Annotated in this window: 13 protein-coding genes; 3 read left to right on the forward strand and 10 right to left on the reverse strand. The window is 50.5% G+C overall.

The genetic code is table 11. The features are described from left to right. Window positions 1–78: 78 nt before the first annotated feature. Complete coding sequence (locus O4H49_RS20635; protein WP_020594321.1) at window positions 79–285, reverse strand: (2Fe-2S)-binding protein; 207 nt, start codon at window positions 283–285, stop codon at window positions 79–81. Between the two features lie 197 nt (window positions 286–482). Between O4H49_RS20635 and O4H49_RS08105 the strand changes: the two genes are divergently transcribed. Together O4H49_RS08105 and O4H49_RS08110 are read left to right on the forward strand one after the other, a co-directional pair. Further along, complete coding sequence (locus tag O4H49_RS08105; RefSeq protein WP_269422923.1) at window positions 483–1043, forward strand: nitroreductase family protein; 561 nt, start codon at window positions 483–485, stop codon at window positions 1041–1043. A gap of 86 nt (window positions 1044–1129) precedes the next feature. Continuing rightward, window positions 1130–1948, forward strand: coding sequence for a sulfite exporter TauE/SafE family protein (locus O4H49_RS08110; RefSeq protein ID WP_269422924.1), 819 nt, complete (start codon window positions 1130–1132; stop codon window positions 1946–1948). Window positions 1949–2496: 548 nt separating this feature from the next. Here O4H49_RS08110 and O4H49_RS08115 read toward each other — a convergent pair. Next, window positions 2497–2832, reverse strand: a complete 336-nt coding sequence (locus tag O4H49_RS08115; RefSeq protein ID WP_269422925.1) for a hypothetical protein — start codon at window positions 2830–2832, stop codon at window positions 2497–2499. A gap of 108 nt (window positions 2833–2940) precedes the next feature. Further along, complete coding sequence (locus O4H49_RS08120) at window positions 2941–3393, reverse strand: hypothetical protein (protein ID WP_269422926.1); 453 nt, start codon at window positions 3391–3393, stop codon at window positions 2941–2943. A 206-nt stretch (window positions 3394–3599) separates the two neighbouring features. On the opposite strand from O4H49_RS08120, the gene O4H49_RS08125 reads away from it, so the two are divergent. Continuing rightward, a complete protein-coding gene (locus tag O4H49_RS08125) occupies window positions 3600–4886 on the forward strand; it encodes a nucleotide sugar dehydrogenase (protein WP_269422927.1) in 1287 nt (428 codons plus the stop codon). A 33-nt stretch (window positions 4887–4919) separates the two neighbouring features. Here the strand turns inward: O4H49_RS08125 and rodA are convergent, their stop codons facing one another. From rodA to ilvN, 7 genes are all read right to left on the reverse strand, one after another. Continuing rightward, a complete protein-coding gene (gene rodA, locus O4H49_RS08130; protein WP_269422928.1) occupies window positions 4920–6080 on the reverse strand; it encodes a rod shape-determining protein RodA in 1161 nt (386 codons plus the stop codon). A gap of 2 nt (window positions 6081–6082) precedes the next feature. Next, window positions 6083–7981 (reverse strand): penicillin-binding protein 2, encoded by a 1899-nt coding sequence (gene mrdA, locus O4H49_RS08135; RefSeq protein ID WP_269422929.1) that lies wholly within the window; start codon window positions 7979–7981, stop codon window positions 6083–6085. An 11-nt stretch (window positions 7982–7992) separates the two neighbouring features. Beyond that, window positions 7993–8505, reverse strand: coding sequence for a rod shape-determining protein MreD (mreD, locus tag O4H49_RS08140; RefSeq protein ID WP_269422930.1), 513 nt, complete (start codon window positions 8503–8505; stop codon window positions 7993–7995). Continuing rightward, window positions 8502–9386 carry a rod shape-determining protein MreC gene (mreC, locus tag O4H49_RS08145; RefSeq protein ID WP_269422931.1) on the reverse strand — a complete coding sequence of 295 codons (885 nt, stop codon included), beginning with the start codon at window positions 9384–9386 and terminating at the stop codon, window positions 8502–8504. The genes mreD and mreC overlap by 4 nt, the downstream gene beginning before the upstream one ends. A gap of 129 nt (window positions 9387–9515) precedes the next feature. Then, the gene (locus O4H49_RS08150; protein WP_020594331.1) at window positions 9516–10553 is read right to left on the reverse strand and encodes a rod shape-determining protein; all 1038 of its coding nucleotides are present in this window, start codon (window positions 10551–10553) and stop codon (window positions 9516–9518) included. Between the two features lie 350 nt (window positions 10554–10903). Beyond that, window positions 10904–11923 carry a ketol-acid reductoisomerase gene (gene ilvC / locus O4H49_RS08155; RefSeq protein WP_269422932.1) on the reverse strand — a complete coding sequence of 340 codons (1020 nt, stop codon included), beginning with the start codon at window positions 11921–11923 and terminating at the stop codon, window positions 10904–10906. Window positions 11924–11990: 67 nt separating this feature from the next. Continuing rightward, entirely contained in the window at window positions 11991–12506 is a 516-nt protein-coding gene (gene ilvN / locus O4H49_RS08160) for an acetolactate synthase small subunit (protein ID WP_419715214.1), read from the reverse strand. Between the last annotated feature and the right edge of the window lie 40 nt (window positions 12507–12546).

Below are 12546 nucleotides of genomic sequence, written 5' to 3' on the forward strand. Positions count from 1 at the left end.
GCAGATAAAATGGGGGGGATAAAAATTCCGGCTTCCCAGTTCCGATCCTGGCGATCGGCAAAGGGTGTCGTCTGTGGCCTATTCGGCTGCCAGATTTTGCATCGAGGCAAAATGCACGGCAAGATTCCGCTCCTGCTCCAGCATGTCCTTGATATCACAGCCACACTTTCCACACTGTGGCGCACAGTCCATGGCTTTATATACACCCGCAACTGAACAGGCGCCAAGTCCGACCGCGTTCCGGACATCTTTTTCTGTAAAACCGTTACAAAGACAAACGTACATGTTTTTCTCTCAGCATGAGAATGATTTTCATCCGCTCTCTATACATAGTGTAAATGAGAATTGATTGCAAATAAATTAACAGCCTTGTTATGCTCGCGCTTTGATCCTGATCAAGATAAAGATGATGAACCCCGGGCGTTTTTCCGCTATGACCTTTCCAGGCCCTTGTCTGGCCCATTTTTACAGGAGACCTGTTTTTGTCCTTTCTTTTATCCCGTAAATCCATTGTCCCGCAGTGGATGGTAGACCCCGCTCCGTCCAAAGAAGATATCGATTACCTGCTCCAGGCCGCTGTGACAGCGCCGGATCACGGCTGGCTCCGCCCCTGGCGTTTTCTGGTGATCCAGGGTGATGCCAGGAACAAACTCTCCGATCTTTTTGTCAGTGCCTTGAAAAAAAGAAATCCTGAAGCCACCCGGGAACAGATTGAAAAAGAGCAGAGCCGTCCACAGTTTGCCCCGCTGGTCATCGTTGTCTGCTCTGTCATGACCGACGAAAAACCGGGTGTGCCCAAAAACGAACGGGTTCTCTCTGCCGGAGCCGCCGCCCAGAACATTCTTCTCGCGGCACATGAACGCGGCTATGGCGCGATCTGGCTGACCGGTGCTGCCGCCTATGACCCCATGGTCCGCGAAGGTCTGGATCTGGACGACAATACCGATATCGTCGGCTTCCTCTATATCGGCTCAGTCGAGCGCGAAGTGCGCGAAAGAAAACGCCCGGACCCAAGTGAGTTCACACGCTACTGGGGCCAGTGAGACCTTAATGGGGACATGAAACCTTGATGGGGGCAGGGAAACTGTAAAAACCGCCCCTGGATAAAAGAACAACAGCAGGCTCCGTCATGGACAGTATTGATCTTATCTACACCGGATTGCTCCTGATCCTCACCGGGGCCGTCGCGGGCACGCTCGCAGGTCTGCTTGGCGTTGGCGGCGGGATCGTTATTGTTCCCGTCCTTTTCAACCTCTTTGGCCTGCTCGACCTTCCCGCTTCCACAGCCATGCATATGGCTGTGGGGACGTCGCTGGCGACCATTGTACCGACCTCGCTCTCGTCTCTGCGCGCCCATCACAAAAAGGGGGCGGTCGATATTCCCCTTCTGAAAAAATGGGGCCTCGGGATTTTTGCGGGCTCTGTACTCGGGGCCTTTATCGCCGGACAGGTCAAGGGCGATGTCCTCACCGCCGTCTTTGCTGTGGTTGCCCTGCTTGTATCCCTGAACATGGTCCGCTCGGAAGCCCTGACACTGAGCCCGGCACTGCCAGCGGGCACCTGGCTCAATACTTTGATTTCCATGATAATCGGATCATTTTCGGCCATTATGGGGATTGGGGGTGGAACCCTTTCAGTGCCCGTCCTCAGTTCCTTCAGCTTCCCCATTCACAAGGCCGTCGGGACCGCTTCGGCCCTGGGGCTGCTCATCGCCATTCCCGGTGTGACAGGGTTTATTCTCATCGGCGCGGGTGTTGCGGAACGCCCGCCTTTAAGTCTGGGGTATGTCAGTCTTGTCGGCTTCTGTCTGATCTTTCCAACCACGGTGCTGTTCGCTCCCCTGGGCGCCAGGATAGCCCACAGGCTCAACCGGCTTTGGCTGCGCCGGACCTTCGCGCTCTTCCTCGGCCTCACATCCCTGAGAATGTTCTACAACCTGTTGTATTAATCAGCTCGACATCCCTCAGATTGTTCCAGAACCCCTTGAGCGAACGGCCTCACATCCCTGATAACGCCCTATAACTCATTGGGATAACAGCCATGGCCTCACTCAGGGGGTTCAGAAACCTTTTGAACGAACGAAGCCGATATTCCTCAGAATGTTCCAGGACCTCTTGAGCTTACGGGCACACATCCCCGATAATGCTCTATAACTCATTGAGGTAACAGGCGCGACATCGCTCAGAGTGTTCTGGAATCTTTTGAACGAACCCGACATTCCTCAGAGCGTTCAAGGACTTTTGAGCGAAAGAACCCGCATTCCCGATCACCCGCACTTCAGTATCCGTTGCGTCAGCCTTATCGGTTACGTCAGTCCTCGTGGATTTTTCTCTGATTTTCCCACCACTGCTCTCCTCGCCCCGCTGGACACAAGGGCTTCCACAGGTTCAACCGCCTTTGACGGCGCCGGACCTTCGCACCCCTCCCCAGGCTCGAACCATGGGGAACCATGCCTAATCAATTGAATTTTATGGTTTTTCTTGCTATCAGGCCTCTTTACAGGCTTTGCAGAAACAACAACAAACCAAAACCGCCCGCAACAATCACACCAAGCAAAAGCAGCAGGAGCCACAAGCTCGGCCCTTTCTTCTCAACGACCGGCGCCTCAACCCTTGGTCTTTTCCGCAAAGGGTGCCGCTCCGAGCGATCGACTTTTGGTGTCGTGTTGACCTGTGTCTGTTTCGCAGCCCGGTTTTCTCGATCTGCAATAGTTGTCTCGAAAATCACCCGCTCCCGGCTGGAGTTTTCGTCCTCATCATATGTTTCCTGGACAATACGAACGGCGGCAAAGCGTTTGGTATCATAGAGGCGCTTGGCAGTGGAAAGCGCCATATCCTTATCATCAAGGACACATTCCAGGACCCACCTGTTATTCTGATAAGTATCTACCTCGTATGAAACAACCTGCGACATATAAATCTTGAACCCTGTGGTGGTTTCTTATCCGTTTGCAACCTTGCGACAATTAGCCCCCCCAAACAAGCCATCAACGAAAACATCATCCGAAGAAAGTGGCATCAGGGTACTGCGATATAATAATTTATCCCCACCATCTTCGCATTCGCCACCAATACTGACAGGAACACCAAGCTTGAGAACACGGGGCATGAAAGCCGTTGCCTGCTTAATTAGACTTGGTTCCGGGCATTCCAGTACACCAGTTCCCTTAAGAATTCCCCGTTCAGCTGGCCAGATCAGGGAGCCGACATGAATAAAAACAGGATTCTCCCCCTCATCCCCCAGTGAAATCAGAAAACACCAGTCCCAATCATCCCCCAGATCTTCTTCTTTTATATCTGCCAGGCTAGGCATACTGCGTTCCTGCTTTTGCCGCTCCCAATAATCCAACAAGCGAAAAACCAGTCGACGCTCTATCCCTGTATACTCAGCCATCAGGCAACCTTTTGTTTTCATGACAAACACACATGCGATTTTAATATCACCTTATTGGTAAATAAATTGTCAAAGCCACACGGATAGAACGAAAAACACCTCATCTGATCTCCTGATCCTCCCTGTTGAAGAGGCAAATGAGATTGCTTCGCTCAAACTTATCACCTAAAAATGATAAAATTTCATTCCTGCGAGTAAACAATTTTATGTCGGACATTCCACAAATCACTATCGTTGGCCTGGGCTATGTCGGTCTGCCCTTGGCCATAAATCTCGCCAAATACTACAGGGTAACAGGTTTTGATATCGATGAAGACCGCATCAAAAAGCTGAAGGAAGGTTACGATAAAACCGGAGAAGTTACATCCCAGGATCTGCGCAATTCTACACTTCACCTGACATCCCGTCAGGAAGAACTCCACGACCATGATATCCATATCGTGACGGTCCCCACTCCGGTCGACTCAAATAACCAACCAGACCTTACGCCTGTTCGCAAGGCATCAGAAACAGTTGGAACGGTGCTTAAACCCGGCAATATTATCGTTTATGAAAGCACCGTTTACCCGGGCGTTACCGAAGACATTTGTGGCCCCATACTCGCCGAGATTTCTGGACTCGAATGTGGCAAGGATTTCTTTCTGGGTTATTCACCTGAAAGAATTAACCCGGGGGACAGAGAACATACGGTTGATCGAATAACCAAGGTTGTTGCCGGTCAGACCAATGACGTTGCTGAACGCCTGCGCAAAATCTACGGCACCATGAACAACGGCAACATTTTTCTGGCCAAAGACATCAAGACAGCTGAGGCCGCAAAAGTCATCGAAAATGCGCAAAGAGATATCAACATCGCCTTTGTCAATGAAATTGCCGTTATTTTTCAAAATCTAGGCATTTCTGTCTATGATGTCCTCGAAGCTGCGGGAACCAAATGGAACTTCCTGAATTTTCAACCGGGCCTGGTAGGTGGACACTGTATCGGTGTTGACCCCTATTATCTTGCGCACTGCGCAAAGTCATTTGGGCATGATCCAAAGGTTATTCTTTCAGGGCGTTCGACGAATGAAGCCATGAGTGATGCTGTCAGCAATGCTATTCATCTCGCCTTGAAAAGAAAAACACCTGACATCAAGAGCCCCAAAACGCTTATCATGGGCCTAACCTTCAAAGAAGACGTTCCCGATCTGCGAAACACAAAGGTAACCGATATCATCTCAGCTTTAACCCTATTGGGCCACCAGGTAGAAGTCCACGACCCGATGGCTGACCCTGTTGAGGCGGAAAAATTCTTTAACATCACTCTCAAGACATCCCTGGAAAGTGAAGAGCCCTACGACTGCATTATTGGAGCCGTGCCTCACGCAGGTTATCTGGAACTAACCAACAGCAGTATCGAACAGCTGGTAAAACCAAATGGCCTGATCGCTGATATGAAAGGTATGTGGAGGAAAAGGGACTTCACCTCTTCTTTCAGCTATTGGTGCCTCTAGATTTCCACATCGGGATCACAGGGCGACTCTTCTTTAGAAGTCGTCCTGCACACCTCTGCGCGATATCTTGATGTCCCGATGAAGCCAGACGGACATCACCATACCCAACCCCATCATAACTGTCAGCATCACAGTCCCGCCGTAAGAGATAAGCGGCAGGGGAACTCCAACGACCGGAACCAGCCCCATAATCATGGCAATGTTGATAAAAACATAAAGAAACAGATTAAAGGTCAAACCAATAGCCAAAAGCCTGCCATATTGGTTTCGGCTACGAACGGCGATAGCAACGCCATAAATCATCAGCAACAGATAAAGGCTGAGCAGCACCAGCCCTCCGACCATACCAAACTCTTCTGCCAGCATCGTAAAAATAAAATCAGTCTGTTTTTCGGGTAGAAAATTCAGATGGCTTTGTGAGCCCTGCAAGAAACCTTTACCAAAGATACCACCAGATCCAAAAGCAATCTTGGACTGGAGAATATGATACCCAGTTCCCAAAGGATCCTGCTCCGGATCCAGAAAAGTCAAAACCCGGTTTTGCTGATAGCTGTGGAGGAATTGCCACCCAACAGGGATCGCGGCAAGCCCGGCAACAATTACTACGACAAACTTCCACAAGCGCACCCCGGCGCAAAAGAAAATTGCCCCTGACGCCAGAACCAGCATCCCCGTTGTCCCCAGATCAGGCTGCCGCAACACCAGAGCAGACGGGAACAATACCATACATAAAGGCACCAAAAGAAAAGCCGGCCGACCGATATCTTCCTGAGATACACCATGAAAATATCTGGCCAGAGCCAGAATAATGGCAATTTTCATTAACTCTGAAGGCTGCAGCTGAATAAACTTCAGATCAATCCACCGCTGGGCCCCCATACCTATACTGCCCATCACCTCAACAGCAATCAGTAACAAAAGAGCTACAATATAAAACAGATAGCTGACACGGAACAGCAAACGGATATCAACCAAAGCAACGAGCAACATCAGAACCACACCGATGCCGAACCTGACTGCTTGACGCGAAGCCCAGGGATCAAAACTTCCGTTTGCCGCAGAATAAAGCATTCCGAGCCCCATCATCGCAATAATGCCAACCAGGAGAACCATCCCCCAGTTCAATTGCCAGATTTTCTGCCCGAGAGAGATTTCCGGATTATGTCGACCAAGATATTGTGCTCTTTGCGCCATTGCTACACATCGCCTGTGTTATCTGAACCACTTCGGGACTTCAAGGGAATCGCGGCGGCCCGAGCAGGGTCTCGGCGCTGTGTTTCACGCAAGATGTCCCTTGCAATAGGTCCGGCAACAGTCGAACCACCTCCGCCGTGCTGAACCACAACCGAACAGGCATACCGGGGATTGTCAACCGGAGCATAAGCTGTAAACAGAGCATGATCCCTTCTCCGCCAGGGCAAATCTTCATTTTTAAAGACACCTGCCTGACGTTCGGCCATGGTAATACGGCGCACCTGGGCTGTGCCTGTTTTTCCAGCCAGTTCCCAGCCTTCTTCCTTGATACGATATCGATAGGCTGTTCCTCGGGGATGATTGGAAACGGCATCCATTCCCTGTTGTATCACTCTGATATGTTCTTCCGGTATCCCCAGATCCTCGAACTCAGGACGAGCCAGACCATAAGCCTGGCCACCTTCGCGATATCCTCTGGCCAAACGGGGAACAACCATTTTGCGTCCACTCGCCAAACGAGCAGCCATCACAGCCAGTTGCAACGGTGTTGTGAGGACAAAGCCCTGACCAATTGAAGTCACCAGGGTTTCTCCCCCTTGCCATGCCTCACCAATATTGGCTTCTTTCCACGCTTTAGTCGGGATTACACCAGGCTTTTCACCTGGTAAATCTATTCCGACTTTCTCGCCAAGCCCCAGGCGATTTGCCATGGCTGCGATATTATCCACTCCGATACGACGGGCGACATCATAGAAATATACGTCACAGGAATACTGTAAGGCCTCGATCATGTTAACACGGCCATGTCCGCCGCGTTTCCAGCAATGAAACTTCGAATTGCCCAGCTTCATAAAACCCGGACAGAAGGCTGTATGAGTATGAGCACCGATCCCTTCTTTTAAAGCAGCCAGTGCCACTGCCATTTTAAAGGTCGACCCAGGAGCATATCCCCCGGCAATACTCTTGTTGGTTAGGGGGGACAAGGGGTCATTAATCAGGCTGTTCCACTGGGCAGAACTCAAGCCGAGATTAAAAGAACTGGGGTCATAGGCCGGAACCGAACCCATTGCGAGAATGTCACCATTTTCAATATCAATCACAACACTTGCTGCTGATAATTCGCTCATCAGCCTCTGCTGCACAAAAGTCTGTAGCCCGGCGTCAATCGTCAGGATCATTTCCCGGCCGCTCGCGCCTTCCTTACGACTCAATTCTCGAATGACCCGCCCATAAGCATTGACTTCAAACTCGCTGGTGCCAGCCTGCCCCCGCATTTCCTGATCATAGAACTTCTCAACACCGTTTTTACCGATCCGGAAATCTGGAAGCTCGAGCAAGGGATCGCCTGTCAACTCGGCCTCGGATACAGCCGCAACATACCCGAGAATATGTGACATATCAGCACCGAACGGATAGAAACGCGTCTCTCCAACCTCGATACTCGCGCCAGGCAAATCAGCAGAATTAACCTCGATACTGCTGACCTGGTCCCAGCTGAGGTTGTCCTTCACCGTAACCGGAACAAAAGCTCTTTTCCGTTTTACATCCCGTAAAACCCGTTTGTAGTCATGTTCTGAGAGCTTGATCAGCCGGGACAGGGCATCAAGCGTAGCGATCAGATCCGGGGTCTGTTCTTTCACCACAACCACGCGGAAATTTTGTTGATTTCCGGCAAGTTCAACACCAAAGCGGTCAAGAATTTTTCCCCGGCGCGGAGGAAGGAGCCGAAGATTTACCCTGTTGTCTTCTGCAAGGGTTTTGTATTTTTCAGCTTCGATCACCTGCAGATAATACATTCGCCCCACAAGCGCGGAAAGCAGAGCAACTTTCCCGCAAGACAGCATCAGCACCCGCCGGGTAAACCCCTTGTGGCGGTCCTGGTCCTCATGAACCATCGGCATAGAGAACGATCCTAACCCTTAAGAAGTGACCGCTGAATCAGAACAAACATCCATGACAAAGCGGGATATACAGCTATTGTTGTTAAACTTTGGAAAAGTACCGGCCTGTAATCCGGTGTGCCTGTTTCCAATATAAAGATCAGACACCATTGCAATGCAAGAGCAAGACTTGAAAGAACAGAAAAACTGATCCAGAGCATCAAAAAAGATGCGTGAACCAACAGTCTACGCTGACCGTTAAGCGCGATACAGAAAAAAAGCAAAATAAATGGCACAACACCAAGCAACGAACCGGAAAGAAGATCCTGAATAACGGCCAGAACAAAAACGGCCCAAACAGGCATGAGATCAGGCCGATGCAGTGACCAGTAAAAAACCGAAATCAACAGCAGAGATGGCATGATCGTGGCAAGATGTGGGATCTGGAGCGGAACCAGAGCCAAGATAATCAGGAGCAGCGAAATCGTAAAGGGACAGGCCGCACGGGCGACACCGTCAATACGTTGCCAGAAAGAAGGACTCACTGTGGCTCCCCGGCCCCATTGTCTCGATAAAGAACATCCAGATTTTCTGCAAGATTATAGTCTTCGAGGCGTAGAAACTCAATCTGTCCCCAGTCAGCAAAAGGACGAACCTTTATTGCTTTTTTCTCGGCAACAGAATGAACAACACCAACAGGAAGGCCCTGTGCAAATCCACCACCATGCCCCGATGTATAGATTGTATCTCCAGCAACAATGGAAGCATCCTGGTCCAGATACAGCAAAGCAGGAAACGGCGAGTTATTCCCCACCATCATCGCACGATAACGCGCTTTACCCACAAAAACCGGTACTCGGCTACTGATATCCGTCAGAAGCACAACACGAGCCGAATGGCGCCCAACCTCTGAAACACGCCCAGCAAGACCAAGCCCTGTCATCGCGGCTTGCCCCTTGCGAACACCGTCAAGGCTCCCCGCACTGATCACGACGGAACGCACGAAAGCCCCCCCCTGATCGGCAACAACCCGTGCCGTTACGACGTCTGGTTTACTTTCCCCTGCAACATTCAGGACATCCCTCAACGCCGCATTTTCACCCTCAAGCTTGACCGCGACAAGTTGCCAGCGCTTCAACGCTTCATTTTGTCGTCTCAGTTCCTCGTTCTCGGATTTAAGTGCGACATAATTCTGTGCTGTTTCAATAGTATCACTAATAACAACCACAGGCCTGGTCGCGAGCTCCATCAGAGGTGCCGCACCATCTGTCACAGCAGAACGAATTCGTTCCACGCCAGGATTGCCGGTTTTTGCAAGAATAATCAGAGTGATCGCAAAGACGAGGAGAACAGCATAGGCAGAGCCCTGAAGCCACGCACGAACCGGTGTGGTTACATGACTGATAGCACCAACTCTCTTGCTCAAATCCTGCTCCTGTCACAGAACTGCGTGACGTTAACCACGCAAACCTTTGAATCCATTCTACATACTATGCCCCAAAAGGTTAAATAAAACCTTTCAACGATCAGTGCATTTTATGTATTTTTTTGGGATCTAGTACATCTGGATAAGAACGTGCTGAAGAGTTTTCCAATCCTCAAGGCAACGTCCTGTCCCCATGGCAACACAGCTGAGGGGGTCATCCGCGATAGAAACCGGCAGCCCCGTTGAGGCACGCAGGACATAATCAAGATTACGCAACAACCCGCCACCACCTGTCAGGACAATTCCCTTGTCGACGATATCAGCAGCAAGTTCCGGGGCTGTGTGCTCGAGTGCAACCTTGACCGCTTCGACGATACCACCAACTGGCTCGGCCAATGCTTCGGCAATCTGTCGCTCAGAGATGATCAGTTCCTTCGGAACACCGTTCATCAAATCACGACCCTTGATTTCCATTGTCATGCCTTCACCGTCTTCTGGTGGGCAGGCGGAACCGATTTCCTTCTTGATACGCTCGGCAGAAGCCTCACCTACCAGCAGGTTATGATTGCGACGGATATAGGCGATAATTGCCTCATCCATTTTATCACCACCAACACGCACGGATCGGGAATAGACAATCCCCCCCAGAGAAAGAACCGCGACTTCTGTAGTCCCACCACCAATATCCACAACCATCGAGCCTGTTGGCTCTGTCACAGGCAGACCGGCACCGATCGCGGCAGCCATTGGCTCTTCGACCAGATGGACTTCCCGAGCACCAGCACTTTCGGCTGATTCCTGAATTGCACGACGCTCAACTGCTGTCGAGCCGAACGGCACGCAGACAACAATACGCGGGCGGGCAAAGGAACGGCGTCCATGGACTTTGTGGATGAAGTGTTTGATCATTTCTTCCGCGACATCAAAGTCAGCGATAACCCCGTCTCTCAGAGGCCTGATAGCCTGGATATTGCCCGGTGTACGTCCAAGCATAAGCTTAGCCTCATCACCAACGGCAAGAACATGTTTCTTACCCTTTTTTTCGCCGATTGCGACAACGGAGGGTTCATTCAGAACAATCCCGCGTCCTTTTACGTACACCAAAGTATTGGCTGTACCGAGATCAATGGCCATATCGGTAGAAAACATGCCAAACAAAGAGACCATGAATTAGCTATCCCTAAATATCAAACGTCAGAAACATACATTAATGCAAGGGATACCCCCTCACAAAAAATCTTGCAAGGCCGCGCCCCGATATAACTGGAGAAAGTCATAGAATCCCCCCACGAGACACAAGGTCCCGATGGTCGGACACAATAACACTTTTCCCATAGAGTGAAAGCCAGAATGTAATTGGGCGACAACTCTTTGAATATTTCAATGCTATATCGGCCAAAATAAGGCCGCAGGGGAAATAAATCAGGAGATTCAAACAGAAACTCGCAAAAACACGACAAGCGAAAAAGGCGGACCTCCCGGCCCGCCTTTTTCTGTCTCTTGAAGAAAAAGAACTATCAGTTCTTTTCTTTGTCGACCAGTTTATTGGATGCAATCCATGGCATCATGGCACGCAGGCGTGAACCCACTTCTTCAATCGGATGCTCTGCGTTCAGGCGACGGGTCGCTTTCAGCTCAGGCTGACCTGCCTGACAATCAAGCACAAACTTCTGTACGAAACGACCGGACTGAATGTCAGCAAGAACACGTTTCATTTCCGCTTTGGTTTCATCAGTGATAATCCGCGGACCGGTCACATAGTCACCAAATTCAGCAGTGTTGGAGATTGAATACCGCATGTTGGCCATTCCGCCTTCATACATCAGATCAACAATCAGCTTAACTTCGTGCAGGCATTCAAAATATGCCATTTCCGGTGCATAACCAGCTTCGGTCAAAGTTTCGAAACCAGCTTTGATCAGGTCGCATAGGCCGCCACAGAGAACAACCTGTTCACCGAAGAGGTCAGTCTCACACTCTTCCCGGAAAGACGTTTCGATCACACCTGAACGGCCACCACCGATAGCAGAAGCGTAAGAAAGAGCGATCTCCTTGGCGTTACCGGAAGCATCCTGATGTACAGCAATCAGACAGGGAACACCGCCACCTTTGAGATACTCACCACGAACTGTATGTCCAGGGCCTTTAGGCGCAACCATGAACACGTCGAGGTCAGGGCGAGGCTCAATCAGGCTGAAATGAATATTCAGACCATGAGCAAAAACGATTGCGGCGCCTTCTTTCAGGTTCGCGGCCAGATCGTCACGATAAAGAGCCGCCTGGTTTTCATCAGGGGTCAGGATCATGACAACATCAGCCCAGGCAGCAGCATCGGCTGCAGACATCACCTGGAACCCAGCGGCTTCTGCTTTCTTTGCAGAAGAGGACCCGGAACGCAACGCAACGCGCACGTCTTTAACACCGCTATCCTTGAGGTTATTGGCATGGGCATGTCCCTGGCTACCATAACCGACAATTACAACCTTCTTGCCTTTAACAAGATTCACATCCGCATCACGGTCATAATAGACACGCATAGCTCATTCCTTCCTAACAGTAGCTTCAGCAGCTATTTCAAACAGAAAAAGTGGGTATCCATCTCGCTCAGAGCGCTTTTGCTCCGCGGGAAATCGCAACAACCCCGGTTCGACTGACATCAATCAATCCCAGAGGCTGCATTAAGTCTACAAAAACATCCAGTTTGTCACTCTTGCCAGTCAATTCAAAAACGAAATGACTGTGACTGGAATCAACAACACGGGCCCGGAAAATATCTGCTATACGCAGAGCTTCCACACGTTTGTCTCCGGCTCCGGCCACCTTGATCAGAGCCAGTTCCCGCTCGACACAAGTACCTTCCTTGGTCAGATCACTGACACGGTGAACCGGAACAAGTCGGCCGAGTTGGGCCTTGATTTGCTCAAGGATCTGCGCTGTACCGGATGTAACAACCGTAATACGAGAGAGGCCATGCGCAGCATCAACTTCGGTCACCGTCAAGCTCTCGATATTATAGCCGCGTCCCGAAAAGAGGCCGATAACCCGGGCAAGAACGCCCGGTTCGTTATCAACAAGTACCGCGATGGTACGGCTTTCAATCAGATATTCCATTGGCGCCATTGGAGGCAATCCTGAATCTATTTAAACCAAAACGAACAGT

Source organism: Kiloniella laminariae (genome assembly GCF_027214005.1).
GTDB lineage: Bacteria > Pseudomonadota > Alphaproteobacteria > Kiloniellales > Kiloniellaceae > Kiloniella > Kiloniella laminariae_A.